The organism is Baekduia sp. Peel2402 (genome assembly GCF_052567285.1).
Genome location: NZ_CP199582.1, coordinates 3,356,113 through 3,382,333 on the forward strand (window position 1 = coordinate 3,356,113; position 26,221 = coordinate 3,382,333).

The window sequence follows — 26,221 nt, forward strand, 5'->3', positions numbered from 1 at the left end:
ACCGGCGTGAGCCTGCTTCTCTACCTCGTCCTGCTGTTCGTCTCGGGCGTGATCGTCGGCGGGCTTGGCCGCCTCGCGCTGCCCGGCCCGGACCCGATGTCGCTCTGGGCGACGGCGGCGATCGGGATCGCCTCGTCGATGGTCGCCGGACTGTTGGCCTATGCCTTGATCGGCGATCCGAACGCCGGCGGGTTCGTCGGCAGCGTCCTGATCGCGACCATCATCGTGTACTTGATCCGGCGCTCACGAGGTCAGGGCCTGTGGTCGACCCGGCGCGATCCGGACCAGACGCGCTTCTAGCGGCCAGCACCGCCGCGCGGAAGCCGGCGCGGCGCCGGGCGCGGGTGTCGCGGTCGTCGGCGAGGATCGCCTCGCGCCAGCCGAAGAACGCCCACACGTCAAGTGCCAGCAGCGCCAGCGCGGCGAGCAAGACCAGGACGGCGACGGTCATGCCGACGCCGCCGCGGTGGCCGTCCGGCACGCGCGTGTCCAGCGCGTAGGCGACGTCTGCGTCAGAGCGGACCAAGGGCGTGTCCTTGATGTCGCGCGCGAGCACGTCATAGGCGGGCTTGCGGCGCCCGTCGTAGGTGATCAGGCCCTTGTGGTGGATCGCGTTGCGGTCGGCGCCGGGGATCTTGGCGCCGCCGTCCCAGGCCGGCTTGACCGCGAACTCCTGAAGCGTCCAGTAGATCGCGCCGCTCAACGTCGGCGCCGCGCGGACGGCGCCGAGCACGTCGCGCGTGTAGACCTCCTGGAAGGCATAGGTCTGCTTGTCGGTCGACGGTCCGGTCAGCGTCGCCTCGGCGCCGAACTCCGTCAGCACGAGACCCGAGTTGGGGTACATGGCGCGCATGCCGGCCAGGTACGGGCCGAGCGAGCGGATGTCGGCGGTCGAGTGCCCCGCCTTGCCCGGGTACCAGCCGAAGTAGGAGTTGATGCCCAGCAGGTCGAACGCCGCGTAGGTCTCCTGGCGCGCGTAGCCGGGGTAGCTGAGTGTGTCGACCGAGGTCGGCAGCGTCGCGTCGAGATCGACGGTCAGCAGGCGCGCGGCGTCGAGGAACTTCTTCGTGCCCGGGACGGTGTCGGGGACGACCGACAGCTCGTTGGCGACCGAGTGCGTGATCGTCGACGGGTGGTTGCGCGTCTGCAAGACGGCGGCGCGGACGGTCGACAGCGCGGCGTCGCGCTGGGCGTCGGTCTCCAGCAGGCGGTCGCGGTGGTAGATCGGGGCCTGGGTCCAGACCATGATCCCGGCGGCGTCCAGAGCGGACTGCAAGCGCTCGTCCAACGCGTAGTGGGCGCGGGTGACGTTGGCGCCGATGGCCTTCAACTGCGAGACGATCGACTTCACGTCGGCGTCGGTCAGCGCCGGGCCGTGGCCGTCGACGTCCTCCTGGATCGACGCGCCGCGCAGCTCGACGGGCTTGCCGTTGAGCTGCAACAAGCCGTCCTTGACGGTGACCGTGCGCAGGCCGATCTTCGCGCTGTCGCGCTGCCAGACCGTCGAGCCGGTCGAGGTCGTCAGCGACGCGCCGTAGAGCTTGGCGTGGCCGGGCGCCCACAGTTGGGCATTGCCTTCGAGCGGTACGCGGAAGCGGACGCGCGCGCGCTCGCCGGGCGCCAGCGCGCGGCTCGTTGCCTTCCCGCTGCCGGCGTCGTCGCCGTCCGGGTTGGTGAAGTGGGCGGCCAGCGTCGGCGCGATCGTCGTGGCGCCGCGGTTCTCGACCGTGGCGTCGACCAGGACCGACCAGTCGCCATCGGCGTCCTTGCTGGGCAGGAAGCCCGCGTCGCGGGTGTTCGCGGTGCCGAGCGGGACGAGCTGCGCCGGGCGTGTGATCCCGCCCCAGTTCCACCAGCCCTCGCGCGGCTCCTTGGCCTTGTGGTTGTCGACGCGGAGCTCCAGCTCGTGGCGGGCGCCGTCGGCCAGCTGGGGCAGCGCGACCGTGAACGGCGCGTAGGGATCGGAGTGCCGGATGAGCTTGCGGCCGTCCAGGAAGACGTCCGCGATCCGGCGGACCTGCTCGAAGTGAACGCCCCAGGTGTAGCCCTGCGGGGTGCCGTCAGGCTGCTGTAGCGCGATCCGGTACCAGCCGGTCTGGCCCGAGAAGTCCTGGCTCTTGGGCTGGGCGTCGAAGACGTGCGGGAGGTCGACGGCGGTCCAGGAGCGGTGGTCGGGCGTGTACTCCCAGCCGGCCGAATCGAGATCGACGGCGCGCGGAAGCGTCGCTGCTTGGGCCGTGCTCGCGAGCATGGCAACAGCGCACAGGCAGACGAGAAGACGTCGCACCACGCGGAGGATCATCGCTGAAGGATCGGCAGACGGAGAGGCGGCCAATAGCGCGGGGTTCGCCCGCGCACCGGTTACCCCTTCTGCGCCAAAGCTTCCAAGCGCGTGGCAAGCCGGTTCATCCCGCGCGCCGTCGCGGCCTCTGAGGCCGGGCCGAACGTCGTCGGCGCGTCGGGGGGACACGCCACTTCGATCGGCTGCAAGGTCGCGATCTTGCGGAACTCGCGCAGCTCGTCGGCCTGGTTCTTGAGCGTCTGCGCCACCCGCGGGCGCTCCTTGTCCGCGTTGGCGATCGCGGTCTCCAGGTCGCCGTGCACGCGCAGGATCTCGCCCGCGGTCTTCTCGCCGATGCCCTTGGCGCCTGGGATGCCGTCGGAGGGATCGCCGCGCAGGGCGATGAAGTCCGGCACCTGGTCGGGCCGGATGCCGTACTTCTCCTTGACGCCCTTGGTGTCGACCAGCTCGGGGCCGTCCTTGCCGCCGCGGGGGAACAGCACGCTGACGGCGTCGCCCACGCACTGGAACATGTCGCGGTCGCCGCTGAAGATCAGGACGGTGCCGCCGTTGGCCACTTCGGCCTGCGCGTAGGCGCCGAGGAGGTCGTCGGCCTCCAGGTCACCGGCGTCCTCCCAGGACCAGTCAAACGCGCCGAAGAACGCGGGCGCGTCGGCCCACTGCGGCGCAAGCTCGTCGGGGACCGGCGGGCGGTCGGCGTGGTAGCGCGGCAGCGCCGCGACGCGGTAGGTCGCCGCCTCGGCGCCGCTACACAGGATCACGGCCCGCGGATCGTGGCGCTCGATCGCCCACAGCACCTGGTTGGCGAACCCGAGCAGCGCGTTGACCGGCTTTCCGTCGGCGCCCGTAATGGACTTGGGCAGCCCGTAGAACGCCCGGTAGAGCAGTGACGGCGCGTCGACGACCAGCAGCGGTGGCATGCGCGGCCTACTCTGACACGAACGCCTGATGCCCAAGATCCCGACCTCCCGCATTGCCCGCACCGCGAAGTTCGGCGGCCTCGTCGCCGGCCAGTCCGCGCGCTGGGCGGGCACGCGCGTCGTCAACCGCGTGCGCACCGACGAGCAGGCCGAGAAGGCCGACGCCAAGCGCGCGCTCGCGCTGGCCGACGAGCTGGTCACCCAGCTCGGGCAGATGAAGGGCGCGGCGATGAAGCTCGGACAGGTGCTGTCGACCGTCGACTTCGAGCTCGTGCCCGAGGGCGAGCGCGAGGAGTTCAAGGCGCGCCTGGCCGCGCTGCGCGACGACGCGCCGCAGGTGTCGTTCGAGAAGATGCGCAAGGTCATCATCGATGACCTCGGCGGCTCGTTGGAGGAGCACTTCGCGACCTTTGACGCGACGCCGATCGCCGCCGCATCGATCGGCCAGGTCTACCGCGCGAACCTGCACGACGGGCGCGACGTCGCGGTCAAGGTCCAGTATCCGGGCGTCGCGGAGGCGGTCGAGACCGACCTGCGCAACGCGACCGTGCTGCTGCCGCTGGTCAAGCGCCTGGCGCCGGGGCTCGACGCCAAGGCGATCCTCTCCGAGCTGCGCGACCGGATCGGCGAGGAGCTCGACTACGAGATGGAGGCCCAGCACCACCGGCGCGTCGCGCGGGCGTTCAAGGGCCACCCCTACATCTTGGTCCCCGACGTCGTCACGTCGATGTCAACGCGGCGCGTGCTGATCACGGAGTTCGTCTCCGGGCGCGGGTTCGCCGAGGTCCAGAAGCTGGATGACGAGCAGCGCGATCGCTTCGCCGAGATCTGCTTCCGGTTCTTCTATGGGTTGCTCGAGCGCGAGCGGATCGCGGCAGGCGACCCGCATCCCGGCAACTACCTGCTGGCCGACGACGGGCGCGTCTGCTTCCTGGACTTCGGCCTGGTGCGGCGGATGGACGCCGAGTACCTCGACCAGGAGCGCGAGCTGGCCCAAGCCGTCATCGCGGGCGACGCCGACGAGGTCCACCGCCACCTCTCCGAGCTGGGCTACCTCCCGGATCCGGACGCGTTTGAGCCCGAGCGCGTGCTCGGCCAGCTCGCCGCCGCCGGCGAGTGGTACTTCAACCGCGGCTTCCGGCGGTTGTCGCCGCAGTACGTGCGCGAGTCGATGGAGAAGGGCGGCTCGCCCGCCTCGGAGTACTTCGCGGAGATGCGCCGCCAGACGATCCCGCCCCAGGCGCTGCTGCTGCGGCGGATGGAGGGCCTGTTGTTCAGCGTGCTGGGCGAGCTGCGCGCTGGCGCCGACTGGGGCACGCTGGCGTTGGAGTACATGGCCGACGAGCCGCCGTCGACCGAGCTCGGCCGTGTTGAGGCCGAATGGCTGCAACGTCCTTAGAATCCGTCGCATGGGAGCAACGGTCATCAACGGGCTCGACGACCTCAAGGGGCGCGTCGGGCAGGAGCTCGGCGTCAGCGACTGGCTGGAGGTCACCCAGGAGGCGATCAACGCCTTCGCGGACGCGACCGGCGACCACCAGTGGATCCACGTCGATCCCGAGCGCGCGAAGGAGACGCCGTTCGGCGGCACGATCGCGCATGGCCTGTACACGCTGAGCTTGGGGCCGCAGTTCTCCTACGCCTTGTTCGAGGTCACCGGCGTCGCCTTCGGGTTGAACTACGGCTACAACAAGGTCCGCTACCCGGCGCCGCTGCCGGTCGGCTCGAAGGTCCGCATGCGCGCGACGCTCACCGCGGCCGACGACATCCCCGGCGGCGTCCAGCTGACCGTCACCCAGACGTTCGAGCGCGAGGGCGGCGACAAGCCGGTCTGCGTCGCCGAGTCGGTCTCCAGGGTCTACGGCGGTTGAGCGACACCACCTCCCCCTTCGCGCCGGACGACGCGCCGCTGGTCCTGCCACGCGGGCCGCACGGCCTGGCGCGTGACGTCGTCCTGGCGTCCCAGCGCGGCCGGCTGCTGTCGGCGTTCGTGCGCCTCGCCGCCGACCGCGGCGTCGCGGCGGTGACGATCAGCGACATCGTCCGCGAGGCCGGCACCGCCAAGCGCACGTTCTACGAGCACTTCCGCGACAAGGACGACTGCTTCCTGCAGGCTTTCGAGGTCGCCAGCGAGCTGATGGTCGGCACGGTCGTCGACACCGTCGCCGCCGAGCCCGACCCGGTCCTGCGGATCGATCGCGGCGCCCGGGCGTACTTGGAGGCCTTGGTGGCCCACCCCGAGTTCACCCGCCTGTTCCTGACCCACATGCGCGCCGGCGGCCCGCAGCTGGCGCAGCGCTGGACCGCCTGGGTTGAGTCGCTCGCCAACGTGCTGGTGCAATGGCGCGAGGAATCCCGCGAAGCCCGCCCGGACCTGGGGCTGCCGTCGCTGACGATCCTCCAGGCGACCGCCGCGATATCCGCCGTCAACGAGATCGTCTCGATCACGCTTCTGCGCGACGGCATTGATGGCATCTCCACTGTCGCCGACGAGCTCGTCGCGCTCACGGTGGCCTTCCTCACCGCGGATCCGCGCGGGCGCTAGCGCATCGCCGTATCTCCGCCGCCGGTGTTGGTGGCGTTCAGCGCGGGGTGTGGGTGGTGGTGCGGTGCGTTGGAGAGGATCCGGCGAGGGAGTGAAGCCGGGTTGGCGTGGCCGCCGCTTGGTGTCGTCCTCGGGCCGTCTCTTGGGCTCGGGGGAGCGTTCGGGGCCGAAAGGATGGTCCGGGTCGCGTTGACCGGAACTATTCCGGCTCACGCGACCCGCATCCCGAAACAGCCCTTATGGAGCGCCGCCAGGGATCCGGGTCGCTAAAGCGTCGTATATCAACCATTAGACGACCCGGATCGACCTTTCGGCCCCGAACCGCCCTCCCGAGCCCGACACCACGCCCGAGGACGACACCAAGCGGTCGCCACGCCCTAACGCTCTCACTCCTTCGCCGGATCCTCTCCAACCCGGAGCACCACCACCAGCGCACCGCACCGGACGCCACCAGCGGCCGCGCACCAACCGCCGCGCCCGCCGCCGCCCCTAAGCCGCCCGCACCAGCGGCAGCGGCGCCGCGCCCGCGCGGTCGCGCGTGTGGTCGAGCTCGAAGTACGGCCGGTCCTCGAACGCCCCGAAACGCCGCAACAGCGCGCCGGGCAGGTGGGTGCGGCGGGTGCGGTACAGGCGCACGTCGGCGTTGTAGACGCGGCGCGAGGACTGGATCGCGTCCTCGATCAGCGACAGGCGCGTCTGGAGGTCGACGAAGGCGGCGGTGCCGCCGAGGGCGGGGTGGGACTCGGCCAGCGCGGTGACCGAGGCGATGCCGGCGACGAGGTGGCGCTCGGCCTCGGCGCGGGCCCAAGGCGTGGTGGCGGACGCGGCGGCGTCGCGGGCGGCGAGCAGGCGGGAGAGCGTTGCCTCTTCGCTGGACACGTCGGCCCGGATCGCGGCGGCGAGCGCGGGCACGAGCGCGTGGCGCTCGCGCAGGTGGACGTCGATCGCCGCCCACGTCGCGTCGGCCGCGTCGCGCGCGGCGAGCAGGCCGCGCCAGGCGGCCAGCAGCCAGATCGCTCCCAAGGCGACCACGGCGATAGCGACGGACAAGCCGGTCATACGTGCGCAATCGACGTCCCCGCCGGGGCCTTTAGCCCTGACCGCGAACGCTAAGCGGACGTTGAGGGGCGATGTGGGACGCGGCTGTCGCGGTAGCGCTCAGTGCACCCGGACGGCCGGGCCGACCACGTCGCCCAAAGCGACGCGATACGTCCCCGCGCCCGGCAGCGACGCGCGGTACGCGCCGCCCTTCCCGACCCGCGCCAACCCGACCGTCACCCAGCCACCACGCGTACCGCGGCGCTGCACCGCCAGCGTCGTCCCGCGCGCGACCGTGAACGTCCCCGACAGCGACCGCCGCGGCGCCGGCAGCACGCGGCGAGCGGCCGACGCCGACGCCGACGCCACCTGCCCGCCCGTCGTCCCGTCACCGCTGCCATCGCCGCTGGCGCCGCCCGTGGTGTCGGCCGGCGCCGACGTCGTCCCCGGCGCGGTGCTCGAAGCGCCGCCGCCGCCGTTCGACTTCGACTTCGCCTCGTCGCCGCCCTCGTCCGACGACGTCACCTTGCTCTTCGCCGAGATGTAGGTGAACGACGCCCACGTGTCGTACAGCCCGAAGGCCGTCCGCAGCTGCGGACCCGTCACCTGCGTCACGCCGTTGGTCCCGTTGACCTCGGCGCGCACGATCCGCGGCGACGCGCCGCGCTCCAGCACCGTGATCCCGCGGAACGACCCGCGCACCAACCGCCCCAACTTGGCCTGCACCGTGCCCTGCGAGTACGTGAACGGCCCCCAGTTGTGGCGCGGCGAGACCGAGTCATAGGGGTCGTCGACGCCCTTCAGCCAGGACTTCGGCAGCGCCCCGATGAACGAGTCCTCGACGTTCTCGGTGTGACCGCCGGAGGTCGAGAAGAAGAACGTGGTGACGGCCTTGCCGTTCTGGGCGACGACCTCGTCGTCGGTCGCCGCGACCGCCGCGTCGGTCGACGGGAACTCCGCCGCGACGCCCTTGTACATCTGCGAGCGCGTGTCGGCGTACTGCGTGAAGCCATCCGAAGCAGAGCCGGCATCCGTGGTCACCGCGTAGGACCGCGCCGCGACCGCCTGCGCCTTCAGCGCCTCGGCCGGCCACGACGGCGGCGACTCGGCGCTGACGACCCCGCGCACGTAGTCCTCGACGCCGACCGCGTTGATCGCCTGCACCGACGACCCGTTCGCCCGCACCTCCAACACGCCCCGGTAGCGACCGTTCGCAAGGCCGTTCGCCGCCCCGCCCTTCAACCGGAACGACCCGCCCCGAGGCGCCGCCAGCCGCAGCGGCGACGCGTACGTCCCCAGCCGCCGCCCCGACGCGGCGTACAGCGCCACGCGCCCGCCCACCGCGTCCGCGCTGTAGGAGGCAGACGCGCTCAGCTTCCGCCCCGACGGCCCGCCGGAGACCACGCCGCTGACCCGCACCGAGCGCCCGCTCTGCAACAAGACCCGGATCGCGTCCGGCGGATCGGCGAGCTTCACGACGCTCGTCGCCTCGTAGTAGTGCCCGAGGATGTCCCGGTAGCCCGTGCCGTGCTGGGCGAAGCCCATCGCGCCGTACTGGCTCATCCCGATCCCGTGGCCGAAGCCGTGCCCCTTTACGACCAGGCGCGCAGCGCCGTGCGCGCTGGGCGCAGCGACGGCGAGGGCGCAGACGGCGAGGGCGGCGATCCGGATCCGGCGCATGCCCCTCACCGAACGCGGGCAGGCAGGGGGAGTTGCGGTGCTAGGTTCGGCAGGCATCGGTCTGAAGCGTTCAATCGAGGCAGGGTAGGGAAACGAGATGTCCAAGCGGCGAGCGTCTGACCTCTTCGTCGAGTGCCTGGAGGCTGAAGGCGTCAAGTACGTCTTCGGCATCCCGGGTGAGGAGACGCTGGATCTCAACCAGTCGCTCGCCCAGTCCTCGGTCTCGTTCATCCCCGTTCGACACGAACAGGGCGGGGCCTACATGGCGGACATGTACGGGCGGTTGACCGGACGCGCCGGCGTCTGCCTCGGGACACTCGGGCCCGGGGCTATGAACCTCGTAACCGCTATCGGCGACGCATTCCTGGATCGTGCACCGCTCGTTGCACTCACCGGTCAGGCCGATCTGGAGCGCATGCACAAGGAGTCGCACCAGTTCATCGACCTGGTCGAGCTCTTCAAGCCCATCACCAAGTGGAACGCGCGCGTCACGAGCCCGGAGATCGTCCCTGAGGTCGTCCGCAAGGCGTTCAAGGTCGCCGAGTCCGAGAAGCCCGGGGCCACGCACCTGGAGCTGCCCGAGGACGTCATGGCCGCCGAGGTCGACGCCCAGCCGCTGCCGCGCCGGCGCCCGGTCCGCCCCGAGCCTGCCGCGCGCGAGCTGCTCAAGGCCGCCGACACGATCCGCAACGCCATCAACCCGGTCGCGATCGCCGGCAACGGCGTCGTGCGCGCGGGCGCCGCGCCGGCGCTGCGGGAGTTCTGCCGCGCGACCGGCATCGCCGTCGCCGAGACGTTCATGGGCAAGGGCCTGCTCGACTACGAGGACCCCAAGGCGCTGGGGACCGTCGGCCTGCAGGCCCACGACTACGCGCTGGCGGGCTTCGCGGACGCCGACGTCGTCATCGCGATCGGCTACGACCTCGTCGAGCACGCGCCCAAGCACTGGAACCCGCGGCGCGACAAGAAGATCGTGGTGGTCGACTCCGTGGCCGCCGAGATCGACGAGTTCTTCACGCCCGAGGTCGAGCTGGTCGGCGACATCTACCACGTGCTCACGCGGCTGGCCGAGGAGTGCCGCGACGTCCCGCACAGCGGCGGCTCGCCCCGTCTGCGCTCGCTCGTCGAGGGCCGCCTGCGCGACGCCGCGCACGACGATCACTTCCCGATGCAGCCGCCGCGCGCGCTCTACGAGATCCGCCGCGCGCTGCGTCGTGACGACATCCTGATCTCCGACGTCGGCCTGCACAAGCTGTGGATCGGGCGCATGTTCCCGGCCCACGAGCCCAACACGGTGATGATCGCCAACGGCCTGGCGGGAATGGGCTTCGCGGTCCCGTGCGCGGTCGCGGCCAAGTTGGTGCACCCGGGCAAGCGCGTGGTGACGGTCAACGGCGACGGCGGCATCTTGATGAACTTCCAGGAGCTCGAGACCGCCACGCGCCTGAAGACGCCGTTCGTCAACGTGGTCTGGGAGAACCGGCAGTTCGGGTCGATCGTCTGGAAGCAGGACAAGAAGTTCGGCGAGCACTTCGGCGTCGACTTCACCAACCCGGACTTCGTCAAGCTCGCCGAGGCGTTCGGGATGCCGGCGTGGCGCTGCGAGGGCCCCGACGACTTCGGCCGCCACCTCGATCACGCCTTGACGCTGGACGTCCCGTCGCTGATCGTGCTGCCGATCGACTACACCGCCGACGTCGCGTTCGCCCAGGAGCTCGGCCACGAGACGGTCACCAACACCTAGGACAACCCGTTGACCTCGACGCTCGAAGACCGAGTCGCCGCCCGGCGCGCCGCGCTGATCGAGGCGGGCGTCGAGCTGTTGGGGACGCAGGGCGCGAGCGGGGTCACGGTCCGCGCGGTCTGCCGCGGTGCGAAGCTGACCGAGCGCTACTTCTACGAGTCGTTCCCGGACGGGCGCGACGCGCTGCTGCGCGCCGTGCACTCCCAGGTCGCCTCAGAGGCCCGCGACGCCATCGTCGCGGCCATCGCGACGGCGCCACCGGACGCGCCCGAGCGCGTCGCTCACTCCGCGGTCGCGGCCTTCACCACGTTCTTGGAAGCCGACCCCCGCCGCGGCCGCGTCCTGCTTAGCGAGTCCTTCAGCGACAGCGTGCTGGCCCAGCACGACCTCGAGCTGATCCCCGCGTTCACCACGCTGCTGGTCACCCAGATGCGCGCGCTGCCCGACCCACCCGACGAGGTCGACGCCGAGCTGGCCGCCGTGGCGCTCCTCGGCGCGATCCGCGCGATCTACCTCACGTGGCTGAGCGCGGATCCGCCCATCCCGGTCGCACGGCTCAACGCGCACACGACCGCCCTGATCATCGCCGCCGCCGGCGTCCGCTCACATTAGAACGACCTGATTGACAACGCTCGTTGTCACGTGGCACCATGCCGCTCATGACGGCAACCCTGCCCGGCCCGGGCTCCCTGACCTGGCGCTACTTCGGCGACGCCCGCGGCCTGATGTTCGTGGTCCGCGCGGGCGTCCTGCAGGCGATGCATCCAGCCATCGACGCCGCGCTGCGCCAGCACTCCGACTTCTTCGAGAACCCGTGGAATCGGCTGCTGCGCTCCTCAGGCCCGATCCTCGGCGTGATCTACGACCGCCCGGGGCGCGCCGAGGAGACCGCGACCTGGGTGCGCGACCAGCACAAGTCGATCAAGGGCACGACCGCGTCGGGCAGCAAGTACCACGCGCTCAACCCGGACGCCTTCTACTGGGCGCACGCGACGTTCTTCGAGTCGATCATCGCCGTGCAGGGCTATCTCGGGAACCCGATGTCGCGCCTCGACCAGGAGCGGCTCTACGACGAGTCGATTGGCTGGTACGAGATGTACGGGTTGACGATGCGCCCGGTGCCGGAGAGCTACACCGCCTTCGAGGCCTACTGGAAGCACATGCTCAACGACGAGCTGGAGGCGACCGAGGTGGCGGTCGGCACGTTCAAGGACACCATGAACATCCCGTCGCCCTACCCGGCGCTGAACGGCCTGCCGTGGATGGCCATGAAGCCGTTCGTGACGCGCGCGCCGACGTTCGTCGCGCGGGGAACCCTCCCGCCAGCGGCGCGCGCGACGCTCGGCCTGAAGTGGACGGCGGTCGACGAGCTGGCGCTGCGCGGGATGCTCGCGCCGATGCAGCACGGATGGCCGCTGGTGCCCGAGCAGGCGCGGTGGCATCCGCGGGCCTGGAGGGGCGTGCGCCACCAAGCTCGTCAAACCTCACCACGATCGAGCGCCGTCGCGTCAGAAGTGCGGTCAACCGCCTGACAACTACCGGGAAGTGGGGATGAGCGGCCTGGACGAGTTTTCCGACATCGGGAGTGATGTCCCCGGTTGCCTCCCTCCTCCTCTTCTTCGCCCTCGCCGTCCCGATGTCCGCCGCGCTCGTCGCGGCGGCCGCCCCGGCCCAGACGCTCGCCCTCGAGGGCAAGTACGTCGTCGGGCGCATCATCGCCCTCCTCGCGCTGCTCGCCGCCGCCCCGATCCTGCTCGCGATCGCGCTCGCCGTCCTGCTCACCTCGCGCGGCCCGGTGCTCTTCCGCCAGGATCGCGTCGGCGAGGGCGGCGAGACCTTCGCGATGCTCAAGTTCCGCTCGATGCGCGCCTCGCGCGCGTCGGCCGCGTCCTTCGTCCCCGCTGACGGCGCCGCTCCTGGCGGCATCGAGGGCGTCGACCGCCGCACCGCCGTCGGCCGCTTCATCCGCCGCACGTCGCTGGACGAGCTGCCACAGCTGTGGAACGTCGTGCGCGGCGACATGTGCCTCGTTGGCCCGCGCCCCGAGCGCCCCGAGCACGTGCAGCGCTTCAGCGGCGAGATCCCCGGCTACGCCCACCGTCACCGCGTTCGCGTCGGCCTCACCGGCCTGGCCCAGGTCGAGGGCGCCCGCGGCGCCGGCTCCTGCATGACGGCCCGCGCCGACCTCGACAACCAGTACATCGACTCCTGGTCGCTGGGACTGGACGCGCGGATCCTCGGCCGCACGGTCGGGGCAGTGCTCCGCGGCGCGGAGTAGCGCGCTCGGTTTGGCCGCTGCGGCGGTCCGGGCAGTCGTATCCTCGCGAGGGAAAGCGACGACTGCAGGAAGGATCGTGAGCATGGCCGCGACAGCGGACGAGACCCGGGTCATCGACGGGGTCAAGACCCAGTTGTTCATCGGCGGGGAGTGGCGGGACGCGACCGGCGGCGGGACGCTGGACGTCGAGGATCCCGCGACGGGCGAGACGATCGCGACGGTCGCCGATGCGACCAACGAGGACGCCGACGCGGCGCTGGCTGCGGCGACCGAGGCGTTTGAGACCTGGAAGCACGTCGCGCCACGCGAGCGCGCCGACATCCTGCGCCGGGCCTACGACCTCATCAACGAGCGCACCGACGAGCTGGCGTTGTTGATGACGTTGGAGATGGGCAAGCCGATCGCGGAGTCCAAGGGCGAGATCACCTACGCCAACAACTTCCTGCGTTGGTACTCCGAGGAGGCCGTGCGCATCAACGGCCGCTTCACGACCAACGAGGCGGGCAACGGGCGCGTGCTGACGATGCGCCAGCCGATCGGACCGTGCCTGTTCATCACGCCGTGGAACTTCCCGCTGGCGATGGGCACCCGCAAGATCGGCCCCGCGCTGGCGACGGGCTGCACGTGCGTGGTCAAGCCGGCCAAGCAGACGCCTTTGAGCATGCTGGCGCTCGCCCAGATCCTTGAGGAGGCCGGGCTGCCCGGTGGCGTGGTCAACGTGCTCACGGCGAAGTCGTCGGGGTCGCTGATGGCGCCGCTGATCGAGGACCCGCGCGTGCGCAAGATGTCGTTCACCGGCTCGACCGCGGTCGGCAAGGAGCTCATCAAGCAGTCGGCCGAGCAGGTCCTGAAGGTCTCGATGGAGCTGGGCGGCAACGCGCCGTTCCTGGTCTTCGAGGACGCGGACCTCGACGCGGCGGTCGAGGGCGCGCTGCTGGCCAAGATGCGCAACGGCGGCGAGGCGTGCACGAGCGCCAACCGCTTCCACGTGCACGAGTCGGTCGCCGACGCGTTCGCCGAGAAGCTCGCAGAGCGGATCGGCGCGCTGAAGGTCGGCCGCGGCACCGAGGACGGCGTGAACGTCGGGCCGCTGATCGACGAGGCGCAGCGCTCGAAGGTCGCCGAGCTGGTCGACGACGCGGTCGGCAAGGGCGCGCGCGTCCTGACCGGCGGCGCGCGGCAGGACGGGCCCGGCTATTTCTACTCGCCGACCGTCCTGGCGGGCGTGACGGACGACGCCGACCTGCTGGCCGAGGAGATCTTCGGCCCGGTCGCGCCGATCACGACGTTCGCCTCCGACGACGAGGCGATCGCCAAGGCCAACGACACCGAGTACGGCCTCGTGTCCTACATCTTCACCCAGGACGTCGACCGCGCCTTCCGCGTGATCGAGCGGCTGGAGACCGGCATGATCGGCTTCAACCAGGGCCTGGTCTCCAACGCCGGCGCCCCCTTCGGCGGCGTCAAGCAGTCCGGCTTCGGCCGCGAGGGCGGACCCGAAGGGCTCGACGAGTACCTGGAGACCAAGTACGTCGCGATGAATGTAGGCGTGCCGCCGCACAAGTTGTAGGGGAAGGGTTTTTATCGGCGCCGCCGAAGGGCGGCGCCGATGCCCCGGTTCGTAGATCTCAGCGCTCCCATCGTCCCGTCTCCGGCGGAGCTGCCGGACATCCTGCGCACGGACGTGGAGTTCAGCGACCACGCGGAGGGCGCCAAGACGATCGAGACGATGCTCGGCGTCGGGCCGGAGCTGCTGCGCGACGGCGAGGGTTGGGCGGTCGAGACGTTCACGCGGTTCGGCACGCACAACTCCACGCACGTGGATGCGCCCTACCACTACAACTCGACGATCGGCGGGGAGCCGGCGAAGACGATCGACCAGCTGCCGTTGGAGTGGTTCTTCGGGCCAGGCGTGGTGCTCGACATGTCGCACAAGGCGGATGGCGAGGCGATGACGGTGGACGATGCTGTCGGCGCGTTGGAGGCGGCGGGGCACTCGTTGACCGCCGGCGACATCGTCCTCGTCCGGACCGACCGCGATCTCTTCCTCGATTCCCTGGACTACATGGCGCGTGGGCCGGGAGTGACCGTGGAGGCGACGCGCTGGCTGCATGCGCAGGGTGTGCGCGTGATGGGCATCGATGCGTGGGGTTGGGACGCCCCGTTGCACATGCAGGCGGAGGCGGCGAAGGCGTCGGGTGAGCCGGGCGTGTTCTGGGCGGCGCACCAGGCCGACCTGGAGTACTGCCAGATCGAGCGGCTGGCGAACCTGCGCGAACTTCCGCTTTCCGGCTTCACCGTGTCCGTCTTCCCGTTGCGCCTCGTCGGGGGATCAGCGGCCCCGGCGCGCGCAGTTGCCATCATCCCGGAGTGATGGGCAAGGGCGCCAGGCTGGCGGTGCTGTCCGCGGTGATCGCGGCGGTGCTGGCCTGCGGCGCGGGAGCGGCGGTCGTGCTCGGCGCGGGCGCGTCTGGGCCGGTCGGTGAGGCGCTCGTCGCGCCGACGGCTTCCGGCGGTCCCGACGGGCGCTTGGCGGTCGCCGGCCCGTGGGTGATGACCGACGATCCCTCTGACGCAGGGGAACGCGACGGGTGGTCTCAGGGCGGCTTCGACGGCGCGCTGACCTCGGTTCCCCGCGTCGCCAACGCCGCGACGATCACCGGCGCGACCGGCTTCGCCGCCTGGCGCGGCGCGATCACCTGGTACCGCACGACGCTGACCGCGCCGCGCACCGGGTCCTACACCTTGCGCTTCGAGTCGGTCCACCACATCGCGACCGTCTGGCTCGACGGCCGCCAGATCGCGACGCACACCGGCGCCTACCTGCCCTTCGAGGTCAACCTGCGCCTGCGCGGCGGGATCGAGCACCGGCTGGTGGTGCGCGCCGACTACCGCTACCCGACGCGCCAGAAGCGGACGGGATGGCATCGCACGTGGTTCAACTACGGCGGGATCAACCGCGAGGTGACGCTGCGGCCGCTGGCGCGCAGCGAGGTCGAGGCGCCGGCCGTGCGCACACGGCTCTCGCGTGGAGCGGCGATCGTTGACGTCTCCGCCAGCGTCCGGAACCGCGACAGCAGAGAGTCCCGCGACCTGCAGGCTCGCGGCAGCTTCACCCGCGCTGGCCGCGTCATTGCCTTCCGCTTCCCGCGCGTCCACCTCGGCCCGGGGGAGACCCGCCGCGTCAGCGCCCGCGTCGTGGTCTCTACCCCCGCGCTGTGGCAGCCGGGCTCGCCGTCGCTCTACTCCATGCACTTGGTCACCCCCGACGGCGCCGGCTGGACCCAAGCTGTAGGCCTACGTGAGCTCAAGCGCGACGGTCGCACGCTGCTGCTCAACGGCAAGCGGTTGCGTCTCCATGGCGCGTCGATCCACGAGGACGCCGAGGGTGACGGCGACGGCCTCAGCGCGACCGACATGGACAACATCGTCGCCGACCTGAAGGCCATCGGCGCCAACGCCACGCGGGCGCAGCACCCGCTGTCGCCGGGGCTGCTGGAGCGCCTCGACCGCGCCGGCATCATGGTCTGGCAGGGCATCGGCCCCGTCGACGCCCCCGGCGCCTGGACCTCCTCGACGCCGGCGCTCGCCCACGCCGCCCGCGAGCGGGTCCGCCTCAGCGTCCGCCAGCTCCAGCTGCACCCGTCGATCGTCGCCTGGAACCTCGTCAACGAGATCGCCGGCAACGGCCACGACGACTCCCAGGTCGCCTACGTCCGCGACATGGCCCACGAGCTGCACCGCAGAGATCCAGGCCGCCTGGTCGCCGTCGACCTCTGGGGCTCCCACCCACCGAGCGACCCCGGCCTGATCTACAAGGACGTCGACGCGGTCACGCTGACCAACTACATCGGCTGGTACGAAGGCGCCGACGAGTCGCGGAAGGCCATCGCCGCCCGCCTGCACTCCACCGTCCTCGGCTTCACCCGGTTGTTCCCGCGCAAGGTCACCCTCGTCTCCGAGTTCGGCGCCGAGGCCAACGCCGCCAACCCCTCAGAGACCCCCGGCGGCTACGGCTACCAGTCCTGGCTCCTACGCCGCCACATCGCCACCTACCGCGCCCTCCCCCAACTCTCCGGCATGTTGGTGTGGAACCTCCGCGACTTCGGCGTCGCCCCCACCTTCGCCGGCGGCTCGATCAAGAAGCTCATCCCCAACATCTCCATCACCCGAGGCCTCAACACCAAAGGCCTCTACGACTACGCCGGCCACCCGAAACCCGCCGCATCCGCGGTCGGCAACGCGTTCCGCCGCCTCGGCACCGGCCTCAACTAACCCTCCGCCCAGGCCGAACTCCCGGTCCAAGTCGCCTACACCGCGTAATGCGCGGTCAAAACGACTTGGATCACCGGATAGTGGCCTTCGCGGCCGCCCGCCACGCCGTCATCTCTCGCGCCGAGCTCCGATCCCTCGGCCTCGGCGACGACGCGATCGACCATCGCTTGGCGCTCGGCCGGCTGCACCGGCTCTATCGGGGCGTCTACGCGATCGGGCACACGATCACGTCGCGCGAAGGGCGCTGGCTGGCCGCGGTCCTCGCCTGCGGCGAGGGCGCGGCACTCAGCCACTTCGACGCTGCGTCGCACCACGACCTCATGGCGTCGCGCGGCTCGAAGATCCACGTGATCCGGCCCACCAACGCCGGCCGCGCGCCCGATCCGAAGCGCATCGCGCTCCACCGCGTCGGGACCCTCCGACCCGAGGAGGTCACCACGGTCGACGGCATCCCGACCACAACCGTCGCCCGGACCTTGCTCGACCTCGCGCGGCACGTCCACCACACCAAGTTGGAGGACGTCATCCAGCGTGCGATCCGCCTGCATCGCTTCGACCTCCTCGATGTCCGTCGATGCCTGCAGGAGCATCCGCGACAGCCCGGCGCGCCGAAGCTCCGCAAGCTCCTCGCCGAGCTCGCCGGACGCGACGCCGCCCTCCTGCGCAGCGACCTCGAACGCCGGTTCCTCCAGCTCTGCGACGACCACGACCTCCCGCGCCCCGCTGTCAACACCCGCGTCGAAGATCTGGAGGTCGACTTCCTCTGGCCGCAGGCCGACCTCATCGCCGAGCTCGACGGCTACGCCTTCCACACTTCACGCACCGCGTTCGAGCGGGACCGCGAGCGGGATCAACGACTCGCCGTCGCGGGCTACACCGTCGTTCGCGTCACCCATCACCAGGCGACGCGCAGGCCCGCGGAGGTCGCCGATCGCCTTCGGCGCCTTCTCACCTGACGCGCGTGTCGTCTCGTGGTGACCTATTCACCACGAGACGACACGGACCGCCGCGGGACCAGCCGCTAGGCCTGGTTGCCCGCCGCGATCTTGCGGAGGTTGATCGTCTCGTCGTAGAGCTTGGCGTCGACGCCGGCCTCGAGGGCGACCTCGCGCAGCGGGCGGCCCGAGCCGCTCGCCTCCTTGACGATGGCCGCGGCCGCGTCGTAGCCGATGGCTCCGTTCAGCGCGGTGGCGGTGGCCAGCGTCCCCTCGGCGGAGGCCTTGGTCCCGGCCTTGTTGACCTCGATGCCGTCGACGCACTTCTCGGCGAACGCGACCGAGGTGGTGGACAACAGGTGGATCGACTGCAACAGGTTGCGGGCGATCAGCGGGATGCGGACGTTCAGCTCGAACTGGCCCTGCATGCCGCCGATGGTGATCGCGGTGTCGTTGCCGATCACCTGCGCGGACACCTGCAAGACCACCTCGGGCAGGACCGGGTTGACCTTGCCCGGCATGATCGACGAGCCCTTCTGAAGCTCGGGCAGGAAGATCTCGCCGATGCCCGCACGCGGGCCGGAGCCCATCAGCGCGATGTCCTGGGCGATCTTCGTCAGCGAGACCGCGACGACCTTCAGCGCGCCGCTCAGCTCCACCAAGGCATCGCGGTTGGCCTGCGCCTCGAACGGATCCGCCGGCGGCGCGATCAACTTCAACTTGCTGTCCCGAGCCAACCGCTTGCGGACCTCAGCGGCGAACTTCGGATGCGTGTTCAGGCCCGTGCCTGTGGCGGTACCGCCGAGCGGGATCTGGCCGACGTGCACGAGCGCCGAAGCGATGCGCTCCTGGCCAAGGCGGATCTGCGCCGCGTAGCCGGCGAACTCCGCGCCGAGCGTGACCGGCACCGCGTCCATCAGGTGCGTGCGGCCGGACTTGACCACGTCCTTGAACTTCTTGGCCTTGCGGTCGAACGAGCGCTCCAGCTGCTTCAGCGCCGGCAGCAGCGTGTTGGTGGCCTGGTCCAGCGCCGCCAGGTGCACGGCGCTCGGGAACACGTCGTTGGACGACTGGCCGAAGTTCACATGGTCATTGGGATGCGCGCGACCCTCGGTCAGCGCGCTGATGACCTCGTTGGTGTTCATGTTCGACGACGTGCCGGACCCGGTCTGGAACACGTCGATCGGGAACTGGGTGTCGTGCTCGCCGTTGGCGATGGCCTCGCCCGCCGCGGCGATCTCCGCCGCGAGCTTCTTGTCGAGGTTCCCGAGGTCGGCGTTGACCAGGGCAGCGGTGCCCTTGATGCGGCCGAGCCAGTGGATCACGGAGAGCGGGACCGTCTCGCCGGAGATCGGGAAGTTGTCGACGGCCTTCTTGGTCTCGCCGCCGTAGAGCGTCTTCTTCTTCACAGGGGGCATGGCCCCGGAGACTACGACTTAGCCGGTGGACGCTGCCGCGCGCGTGATCTCGACGGTGGACGTCCGCGGCACATCGAACACCAGGCGGCCATTGGCCGACGCACGCACCACCAGCCGGCGCGTCTTCGCGCCGCGCGGCCGCACCACGACGCGGTAGCGCGCGTCATGGGCGTAGCGCCGGGAGGTGGTCACGGTCACCGGGCCGTCGGTGCGAACGGTCAGACCGCTCGCGCGCACGTCCTCCAGCGCCCGCCAGGAGAGCGCGTCGCGCCGCGCCGACAGCGTGTAACCGCGCATCGTCCACTCGCGCTCGGTCGCGCGGAAGGACCAGCGCGACGGCAGGTCGACCGGGTGCGTCAGGCGGTCCATCAGCCCGGGCAGCGTCTGCTTGAGGTCGCGCTTGAACAGCTCACCCTGATGCCCGCCCCGGCCGTAGTCGACGAACACCCGTGGGATTCCCAACGTCCCAAGCCGACCCGCGAAGGACTTCGACTGCGCGCCAACAATCGGCTCGACGTCATCGGTGCCGTCGCCGTCGCCCGTGTAGATCTGCAGCCCCACGCCCCGCAGGTTGCCCGCCAAGTCATAGGGATTGTGTCCGCGCCACGCGATCTGCGGCCCGGACCACGGACCCCACGGCTGGGCGTCGACCAGACCGGGCGCGGATCCCGCCGGCGTCCCGAGATCCAGCGCGCCCGAGAACGAGGCTGCGGCGGCAAAGCGGTCCGGATGTCGCGCCGCGTAGCTCATCGCGCCGAAGCCGCCCATCGAGAACCCCGCGACCGCGCGCTTGGACCGCGCCGCGATCACCGGCTTGTGCGCCTCGATCCACGGGATCAGCTCGTCGACGTGGAAGTCCTCCCAGCGCGGCGGCTCCAAGCCCGGCCAGTTGGTGTACCAGCCCTCGTCGCCGCCGTCGGGCATGACGACGACCAACCCCATGCCCTCGGTCAACGCCTCGGCGTCGAGCTGCGTCCACGCCGCCGCGGTGCCGCCGCTGCCGTGCAGCAGGTAGAGCGCGGGATAGCGCGCGGTCGGGTGCGACGCCGCCTCGCGCGGGACGAGCACGCGGACCTTCACGGGGTCAGCCAAGGACGGCGAGCGGAACGTCAGCTCGGTCAGCCGCGCGTCGATCTGCGTTGAGGACAGCAGCGTCAGGTCCGCCGCGCGCGCGGACGTCGACCCGCCCGCCCCCAACACCAACACCACCAACACCACCAACAAGAGCTTCTTCATCACCTAGGCCAAGAACGACAACAGCTCGCGGGCGACGCCAACGGGGTCGTCATAGGCGATCAGGTACCCGGTCCCGGGCAGGACGCGCAGCATCGCGTCCGGCAGCAAGTCAAGGGCCTCCTCCGCGCCGCGCAGCGGGTGGTGACGATCCTCGTCGGCCCACAGCAGCAGGACCGGGAACTCCAGGCGCGGCAGCAGATCCAGCACCTCGCGCCGCGCGGCCCGCGGCAGCTCGCGCGACAGCCGCGACCACGATCGCGCGAGGTTCGCGTTGCCGCCGACGTCGGCCATCGCGTGCCGGACGAGGTCGGCCGCCTCCGGGACCTGGCGCGCCGTGAGCGCCATCCCGCGCTCCGGCCGGAACGCCAGCCGCGCCAAGTGCCCGCCAACCCGGTTCAGCCCCGGCAGCCCCGCCGCCCGCGCCGCGCCCAGCCACGCGCCCTGCGCCTTGGCGTGCTCCGGCGGGCGGTGCAGGCGGCACGGCATCAGCACGAGCCGCCCCGGCGTCAGTCGTCCAAGCTCGATCGCCCGCACCAGCAGGTCCGCGCCCAGCCCGTGCCCGCCGACCAGCGGCCGCCGCCCTGCGACGTCCGTGCAGAAGTCCGCGAGCACCGCCGCCAGCCAGTCGAACGTGTACGGATGCCGCGGCCGGTCCTCCGAGTCGCCGTGCGCGGGCAGGTCGGGCAGGATCAGCCGGAACCGGTGCGCGAGGTCCTCCACCGCCGGCTCGAACTCCCGGTGGCTCAGCCCGACCGAGTGCGCCAGCACCACCGGCGGCCCGGTCCCGACCTCGCGATAGGCGATCCGCGCGCCGTCACCGGCGTGCCAGAGCCGGAGCCTCACGCGGTCACCCGCGCGCCCGTCCCGCCGCCCCGCCGCGCGCCAGCGCCGCGGCGACCTCCGCCGGCCCGTCGACCACCCGCGCGGTCGTCGACTCCACCCGGCGCGCCAGCTCGGCCGCGATCCCGTTCGAGCGCTCCGCGCCCGCGCCGATCGCGCCCGCCAGGAACCCCAGCTCCAGCGCCGCTCCCGCGTCGCCGCCCGCCGCGCGGTCCGCCAGAGACTCGGCCACCCCGTGCACGACCGTCCCGAGGTTCTGCAGCTCGGCGTCGCTCCTCACTCGCCGGGTGCAGGTCGAGATCGCCACCCCGCCCGGCAGCCGCACCGCGCCGCCGCTGGACGCAGCGGCCAGCGCGCGCTCGTAGCCATCGCGGGAGGTGTCGGTGCAGGCGCGGGGCATTCGGGGCGGGTCCTTCGTGCAGCCCTCAGCCGTGAGCGCCAGGCCCACAGCGAAAGCCAGGGCGGCGGTGCGCCTCATCGGTCTCATCGTAGAGTGGCGGAGGTGCCGTCCGGGAGCGTTGACCGCGAGATCTTCCGCCTCGCTGTCCCCGCGTTGGGCGCGCTGGCCGCCGAGCCGCTCTACCTGCTCGCCGACACCGCGATCGTCGGCCACCTCGGCACCCGGCAGCTTGCGGCGCTCGCGCTGGCGGGCAGCGTCCTGGCAAGCGTCGTCACGCTCTCGAACTTCCTCACCTACGGGACGACCGCGCAGGTCGCTCGCCTCCACGGCGCGGGCCAGGACAAGCGCGCTGGGGAGATCGCGGCGCAGTCGCTCTACCTAGCGATCCTGATCGGCGTCGCGGCGACCGCGCTGACCATCGCGCTCGCGGATCCCCTCATGGCGCTCGTCGGCGGATCAGGCGACACCGCCGACCTCGCCGCCCGCTACCTGCGCCTCTCCGCGCTCGGCCTGCCCGCCGCGCTGATCGCCCTGGCCGGCCAGGGCTACCTGCGCGGCGTCGGCGACCTCAAGTCGCCTCTGGTCGTCGTCGTCGCGGCCAACGCCTTCAACATCGTCCTCGAGCTGCTGTTCGTGTACGCCTTCGACTGGGGGCTGGACGGCAGCGCCGCCGGGACCGTCGTCGCCCAGGCCGCGATGGGCGTGGCGTTCACCATCATGTTGCTCAAGGCGCCCGCGCTCAGCCGACGACCCCACGCACAACAGCTGAAGAGCCTCGCCCACATGGGCGGCCACATCATCGTGCGCACCGGCTCCCTGCTGCTCGCCTTCCTGGTCGCCGGCGCCGTCCTCGCGCGCGAATCCGACGCCGCGCTCGGCGCCCACCAGATTGCCTTCCAGGTCTTCATCTTCCTGGCCTTGGTCCTGGACGCGATCGCGATCGCCGGCCAGGTCCTCGTCGGCCGCATGCTCGGCGCGGGCCAAGCCGACCGCGCGCTCCATGCGGCCCACCGTATGTGCCTGTGGTCGCTGGCCGGCGGGATCGTCATGGCCGCCGGCCTGCTGGCGACCACTCACATCCTGCCCAACGCCTTCACCAGCGACGACCAAGTCCTCCATCAAGCCGCCACGCTCTGGCCGCTCTTTGCGCTGATGCAGCCCATCGGCGCGCTGGTCTTCGCGCTCGACGGCATCCTGCTCGGCGCTGGTGACACCCGCTACCTCGCCTACGCGATGGCCTTCAGCGCGCTCGGCGTCTTCCTGCCGATCGCGCTGCTGACCCTCCACTTCGACTGGGGCGTCACCGGCGTCTGGTGGGGCATCAACGCCCTCATGCTCGCGCGCCTGCTGACGATCGGCGCGCGCTACCGCAGCCGCCGTTGGGCCGTCACCGGCGCTACTGCGTGACCGCCGGCGCGGCCTCGGTCTCCAGCGTCTCCTTCAGCGAGTCCGGCAGCGCCGCCGCCTGCTGGGACTGGTAGTCGAAGCCGACCAGGACGCCGTAGCCCTCGGCCGCCAGCCGCGACCCGACGCGCATCTCGAACTCCACCCGGAACGAAGACCGCTTCACGTTGCCGATCGAGCACACCACCGCGACCTCCTCGTCGAAGTGCACCGGCGAGCGGTAGTTGATGTGGCACTCGGCGAAGATCAGCCCGAACGCGTCCGCCTCGGGGTGCGCCGGGTCGTGCGACGGCACCAACTCGCGCAGGTAGGCGATCCGGGCGGTCTCGAAGTAGCGGAGGAACACCACGTTGTTGAGGTGGCGCATCGCGTCGAGGTCGCCGAAGCGGACCTTCTCGATGTGGGTGTAGCTCATGGCCTTCCTAGCTCTCCAGTTCCGAGGGGGACGGCAGCTCGAACCCGCGTGCGGCGCAGCCACGCTCGATCTGCTCGATCACAGACTCCATCACCTTCACGCGCGCGAAGCGCTTCGACTCGCCCTCGACCAGGATCCACGGGGCTTCGGGGATGTCGGTGCGGTCGAACATCTCCTCGACTGCTGCCACGTACTCGGGCCGCTTCTTGCGGTTGCGCCAGTCTTCGTCGGTGATCTTCCAGCGCTTCAACGGGTCCTTCTCACGGCGCTCGAAGCGGTGCAGCTGCTCCTCGGCCGAGACGTGCAGCCAGAACTTCGCGACGATCGCGCCGTCGGCGACGAGCTGGCGCTCGAACTCCGCGATCTCGCCGTACGCGCGGCGCCACTCGTCCTCGTGCGCGAAGCCCTCGACCCGCTCGACCAGCACGCGGCCGTACCAGGAGCGGTCGAAGATCGTCATCCCTCCACGGCCGGGCAGCGCCGGCCAGAAGCGCTTGAGGTAGTGGTGGCGCTTCTCGTCGGCCGTGGGCGCTGCGTAGGCGGCGACGCGCACGTGGCGCGCGTCGAGCGGCGCGACGAGGCGGTTGATCGCGCCGCCCTTGCCGGACGCGTCCCAGCCTTCGAAGACGAGGACCAACGGCGGCCCGAGCGGGTCGCCCTCGTGCAGCTTCCCGCCGAGCGCCAGCCGCAGCTGCGTGAGCCGGGTGCCCCCAGCCGACAGCCGCTCGTCCTGCTCTTCCCGCTTCAGCGCGAGTGTCAGATCAAGGTCATCAAGTCGGCCCATTGCGCCATGAATGCTGCCAGACGGTGCGGTATCTACCGCGTGAACCCCCGAAACCTGCGCAAAGCCGTGCGACGTCGTCTGAAGCGGCCTTCGTGCGTCAACACTGTTCTTCATGACGCGGTCCACGCACACGAGTCGGCTCGGCCTCACCACGTCCGAGGCGGCTCGTCACCTTGGTGTTTCCCTCTCGACCGTGCGTCGGTGGTCCGACATGGGCTACCTGCGCGGCTATCGGACCCCGGGCGGCCAGCGCCGCTTCCCGGTCCAGGAGCTGGACGAGTTCGTCTCTTCGCTGGAGGAGCGCACGACCGGCACCGGCCGGTTCGCGCGCGACGTCCCGGCGGACGACGAGCTCCCGCTCACGGCCGACGAGTAGGGCAACACCGAGGTATTACAAGGGGGACAACCGGGGCCGCGGCGTTTCTAACCGCCGGCGGCCTCGTTCATACGGCGCTCAATGGCGAGTTCTTCGTCGTAATCGGCCGCATCCGCGTGCCGGTAGTCCGTGCCCTGGCCGGCCAACAGCTCCGCCAGCGCCTCGACGTAGCCGGCGTCCAGCTGTTTGCCCGCGACGCGGCGCAGCTCGGTCAGCGCCTCGAACGACGACAGCCGCGTCCGGTAGGTGTCCGGCGCGGTCAACGTGTCGTAGACCTCGGCGACCGCGATGATCTTCGCGATCTCGGGGATCTCTTCTGCGGCCAGGCGCTTGGGGTAGCCCTTGCCGTCGGGCCGCTCGTGGTGGGCCACGATGATCTCGGAGATCGGTCCGTAGACGCCGATGTCGCGCAGCATCTCCGCGCCCAGCTCCGGGTGGCGGCGGATCGCCGTCCAGTCGTCCTCGGTCAGCACCACGCCGCGCTCCATCACGCGGTCGCTCAGGGCGAACCGCCCGATGTCGTGCAGCAGCCCGGCGGTGTGCGCCAGCTCCTGCTCGCGCTCGGTCATCCCGACGTGCGCGGCGATGTCGCGCGCGAACCGGGCGACCGCGGCGCAGTGGCGCGCTGCTCGGTGGTCGCGGGCGTCAAGCGTCCGGATCAACCCGGACAACACGCCCCATGAGAGGTTGGCGTACTCGCGCGTGCGCTCACGGGCGACCATCACCAGCCGCATCATGTAGGTGAACGCGACCAACGCCACCAACACGAGCGCGATCACCGCGAAGCCGGTCTGCGCGTACACGGCGCCGATGCCGGTGACCAGCGCGATGTTCAGCGCGAAGGCGGGGAAGAGGTGCACGGGCGGCTTGAGGCCCTCGCGCAGCGGCGTCCCGAAGGCGACCGCGCGGTCGAGGTCGACGAAGACGATGTTGACCAGCAGGACCGCGAAGGCGGCGAGCGCCAGGGCGATCGCGAAGACCGCCGACTCGTGGTCGAGGTCCATCGCGGTGAACGCGACCGCGGCGAGCACGGTCGGCAGCGTCGTGCCCGCGACGTTGATCAGCAGCGGCAGCGGGCGGTAACGCTCGACCGTCCATCCGACGAGTTCGGCGGCCACCGGCAACACGAACGCGCCGGCCGGGCCGAGGAAGCCCGCAGCGAGGATGCCGCAGAGGAACGCACCTGAGATGAAGATCGTCGATCGGAGATCGACCGCGACCAGCCGCGAGCCGATGGCGCACGCGAGAAGGGCGATCCACAACGGATCGCCCAGCTTCCCTGGATCGGCCACCGCGAGAGCGAGGCTCACGGCGATGCCGACCCCTGCGATGGCGGCGGCTAGCTGTGGACGACCAGCCGCTGACGACTCGGTCACAGCTCAGACGCTACAGAAGGCTCCCGCGCGCGACTACGGGAGCAAGGCGAGTTCCTAGCGGCCGCCGTAGTAGCCGGCGAGCGAGGCGATGACGGTGAGGACGCCGGCGTAAGGCAGGACGCGGAGCTTGAGGTTGTTCATGACTGGCCTCCCGAGAAGCGAAGTAAGTGGACGGATGACGGGGGCCGAGCGTAAGCTGGCTCTGTGGCTCTGCACGGGAAGTTGCGCAAAATCGATGCACTTTGGCCATCAGGC

Annotated in this window: 25 protein-coding genes and 1 pseudogene; 15 read left to right on the plus strand and 11 right to left on the minus strand. The window is 71.0% G+C overall.

Annotated elements, in window-relative coordinates:
• Positions 1–6: 6 nt before the first annotated feature.
• The gene (locus ACT01A_RS16465) at positions 7–300 is read left to right on the plus strand and encodes a GlsB/YeaQ/YmgE family stress response membrane protein (RefSeq protein ID WP_445148174.1); all 294 of its coding nucleotides are present in this window, start codon (positions 7–9) and stop codon (positions 298–300) included.
• Here the strand turns inward: ACT01A_RS16465 and ACT01A_RS16470 are convergent.
• Complete coding sequence (locus tag ACT01A_RS16470) at positions 221–2,251, minus strand: glycoside hydrolase family 2 TIM barrel-domain containing protein (protein ID WP_445148175.1); 2,031 nt, start codon at positions 2,249–2,251, stop codon at positions 221–223. The two genes, ACT01A_RS16465 and ACT01A_RS16470, sit on opposite strands and share 80 nt — an antisense overlap.
• Positions 2,252–2,361: 110 nt before the next feature.
• Positions 2,362–3,222, minus strand: coding sequence for a 5'-3' exonuclease (locus ACT01A_RS16475; protein ID WP_445148176.1), 861 nt, complete (start codon positions 3,220–3,222; stop codon positions 2,362–2,364).
• A 28-nt stretch (positions 3,223–3,250) separates the two neighbouring features.
• Between ACT01A_RS16475 and ACT01A_RS16480 the strand changes: the two genes are divergently transcribed.
• Genes ACT01A_RS16480 through ACT01A_RS16490 form a run of 3 tightly spaced genes read left to right on the plus strand, consistent with a single transcriptional unit; the run spans position 3,251 to position 5,767 of the window.
• On the plus strand, positions 3,251–4,621 hold the full coding sequence (locus ACT01A_RS16480; protein WP_445148177.1) for an ABC1 kinase family protein: 1,371 nt from the start codon (positions 3,251–3,253) through the stop codon (positions 4,619–4,621).
• A gap of 10 nt (positions 4,622–4,631) precedes the next feature.
• Positions 4,632–5,093, plus strand: coding sequence for a MaoC family dehydratase (locus ACT01A_RS16485; RefSeq protein ID WP_445148178.1), 462 nt, complete (start codon positions 4,632–4,634; stop codon positions 5,091–5,093).
• Positions 5,090–5,767 (plus strand): TetR/AcrR family transcriptional regulator, encoded by a 678-nt coding sequence (locus ACT01A_RS16490; protein WP_445148179.1) that lies wholly within the window; start codon positions 5,090–5,092, stop codon positions 5,765–5,767. The genes ACT01A_RS16485 and ACT01A_RS16490 overlap by 4 nt, the downstream gene beginning before the upstream one ends.
• A 489-nt stretch (positions 5,768–6,256) precedes the next feature.
• Here the strand turns inward: ACT01A_RS16490 and ACT01A_RS16495 are convergent, their stop codons facing one another.
• Positions 6,257–6,826 carry a LemA family protein gene (locus ACT01A_RS16495; protein ID WP_445148180.1) on the minus strand — a complete coding sequence of 190 codons (570 nt, stop codon included), beginning with the start codon at positions 6,824–6,826 and terminating at the stop codon, positions 6,257–6,259.
• Positions 6,827–6,925: 99 nt separating this feature from the next.
• The gene (locus tag ACT01A_RS16500) at positions 6,926–8,485 is read right to left on the minus strand and encodes a SpoIID/LytB domain-containing protein (protein ID WP_445148181.1); all 1,560 of its coding nucleotides are present in this window, start codon (positions 8,483–8,485) and stop codon (positions 6,926–6,928) included.
• 97 nt (positions 8,486–8,582) lie between these two features.
• Between ACT01A_RS16500 and ACT01A_RS16505 the strand changes: the two genes are divergently transcribed.
• The 8 genes from ACT01A_RS16505 to ACT01A_RS16540 all read left to right on the plus strand — a co-directional run bounded on the left by ACT01A_RS16505 (position 8,583) and on the right by ACT01A_RS16540 (position 17,738).
• Complete coding sequence (locus ACT01A_RS16505) at positions 8,583–10,229, plus strand: acetolactate synthase large subunit (RefSeq protein WP_445148182.1); 1,647 nt, start codon at positions 8,583–8,585, stop codon at positions 10,227–10,229.
• 9 nt (positions 10,230–10,238) lie between these two features.
• Positions 10,239–10,841: a TetR/AcrR family transcriptional regulator gene (locus tag ACT01A_RS16510; RefSeq protein ID WP_445148183.1), complete on the plus strand. Its 603-nt coding sequence runs from the start codon at positions 10,239–10,241 to the stop codon at positions 10,839–10,841.
• A gap of 47 nt (positions 10,842–10,888) precedes the next feature.
• Positions 10,889–11,761, plus strand: a complete 873-nt coding sequence (locus ACT01A_RS16515) for an oxygenase MpaB family protein (RefSeq protein ID WP_445148184.1) — start codon at positions 10,889–10,891, stop codon at positions 11,759–11,761.
• A 56-nt stretch (positions 11,762–11,817) separates the two neighbouring features.
• The gene (locus ACT01A_RS16520; protein ID WP_445148185.1) at positions 11,818–12,507 is read left to right on the plus strand and encodes a sugar transferase; all 690 of its coding nucleotides are present in this window, start codon (positions 11,818–11,820) and stop codon (positions 12,505–12,507) included.
• 82 nt (positions 12,508–12,589) lie between these two features.
• On the plus strand, positions 12,590–14,077 hold the full coding sequence (locus ACT01A_RS16525; RefSeq protein WP_445148186.1) for an NAD-dependent succinate-semialdehyde dehydrogenase: 1,488 nt from the start codon (positions 12,590–12,592) through the stop codon (positions 14,075–14,077).
• A 39-nt stretch (positions 14,078–14,116) separates the two neighbouring features.
• A complete protein-coding gene (locus tag ACT01A_RS16530; protein WP_445148187.1) occupies positions 14,117–14,881 on the plus strand; it encodes a cyclase family protein in 765 nt (254 codons plus the stop codon).
• Entirely contained in the window at positions 14,881–16,782 is a 1,902-nt protein-coding gene (locus tag ACT01A_RS16535) for a glycoside hydrolase family 2 protein (protein WP_445148188.1), read from the plus strand. Before ACT01A_RS16530 ends, ACT01A_RS16535 begins: the two co-directional genes overlap by 1 nt.
• 80 nt (positions 16,783–16,862) lie before the next feature.
• Positions 16,863–17,738: a DUF559 domain-containing protein gene (locus ACT01A_RS16540; RefSeq protein ID WP_445148189.1), complete on the plus strand. Its 876-nt coding sequence runs from the start codon at positions 16,863–16,865 to the stop codon at positions 17,736–17,738.
• A gap of 65 nt (positions 17,739–17,803) precedes the next feature.
• Here the strand turns inward: ACT01A_RS16540 and ACT01A_RS16545 are convergent, their stop codons facing one another.
• From ACT01A_RS16545 to ACT01A_RS16560, 4 genes are read right to left on the minus strand one after another with little or no spacing between them, the layout of a single operon-like run.
• On the minus strand, positions 17,804–19,135 hold the full coding sequence (locus ACT01A_RS16545; protein ID WP_445148190.1) for a class II fumarate hydratase: 1,332 nt from the start codon (positions 19,133–19,135) through the stop codon (positions 17,804–17,806).
• Positions 19,136–19,153: 18 nt separating this feature from the next.
• On the minus strand, positions 19,154–20,371 hold the full coding sequence (locus ACT01A_RS16550) for an alpha/beta hydrolase (protein WP_445148191.1): 1,218 nt from the start codon (positions 20,369–20,371) through the stop codon (positions 19,154–19,156).
• Positions 20,372–20,374: 3 nt separating this feature from the next.
• A complete protein-coding gene (locus tag ACT01A_RS16555) occupies positions 20,375–21,214 on the minus strand; it encodes an alpha/beta fold hydrolase (RefSeq protein ID WP_445148192.1) in 840 nt (279 codons plus the stop codon).
• 4 nt (positions 21,215–21,218) lie between these two features.
• On the minus strand, positions 21,219–21,689 hold the full coding sequence (locus tag ACT01A_RS16560) for a hypothetical protein (protein ID WP_445148193.1): 471 nt from the start codon (positions 21,687–21,689) through the stop codon (positions 21,219–21,221).
• Between the two features lie 24 nt (positions 21,690–21,713).
• On the opposite strand from ACT01A_RS16560, the gene ACT01A_RS16565 reads away from it, so the two are divergent.
• Positions 21,714–23,018 carry an MATE family efflux transporter gene (locus tag ACT01A_RS16565; RefSeq protein WP_445148194.1) on the plus strand — a complete coding sequence of 435 codons (1,305 nt, stop codon included), beginning with the start codon at positions 21,714–21,716 and terminating at the stop codon, positions 23,016–23,018.
• Here the strand turns inward: ACT01A_RS16565 and ACT01A_RS16570 are convergent.
• Complete coding sequence (locus ACT01A_RS16570) at positions 23,008–23,430, minus strand: acyl-CoA thioesterase (protein ID WP_445148195.1); 423 nt, start codon at positions 23,428–23,430, stop codon at positions 23,008–23,010. The two genes, ACT01A_RS16565 and ACT01A_RS16570, sit on opposite strands and share 11 nt — an antisense overlap.
• Before the next feature lie 7 nt (positions 23,431–23,437).
• Positions 23,438–24,214 carry a polyphosphate kinase 2 family protein gene (locus ACT01A_RS16575; protein WP_445148196.1) on the minus strand — a complete coding sequence of 259 codons (777 nt, stop codon included), beginning with the start codon at positions 24,212–24,214 and terminating at the stop codon, positions 23,438–23,440.
• Between the two features lie 112 nt (positions 24,215–24,326).
• Between ACT01A_RS16575 and ACT01A_RS16580 the strand changes: the two are divergent.
• Both ACT01A_RS16580 and ACT01A_RS16585 read left to right on the plus strand, forming a co-directional pair.
• A pseudogene (locus ACT01A_RS16580) lies at positions 24,327–24,389 on the plus strand (hypothetical protein); the annotation flags it as partial.
• An 18-nt stretch (positions 24,390–24,407) separates the two neighbouring features.
• Positions 24,408–24,590: a hypothetical protein gene (locus tag ACT01A_RS16585; RefSeq protein WP_445152840.1), complete on the plus strand. Its 183-nt coding sequence runs from the start codon at positions 24,408–24,410 to the stop codon at positions 24,588–24,590.
• Positions 24,591–24,637: 47 nt separating this feature from the next.
• Here the strand turns inward: ACT01A_RS16585 and ACT01A_RS16590 are convergent, their stop codons facing one another.
• The gene (locus ACT01A_RS16590; RefSeq protein WP_445148197.1) at positions 24,638–25,900 is read right to left on the minus strand and encodes an HD-GYP domain-containing protein; all 1,263 of its coding nucleotides are present in this window, start codon (positions 25,898–25,900) and stop codon (positions 24,638–24,640) included.
• Between the last annotated feature and the right edge of the window lie 321 nt (positions 25,901–26,221).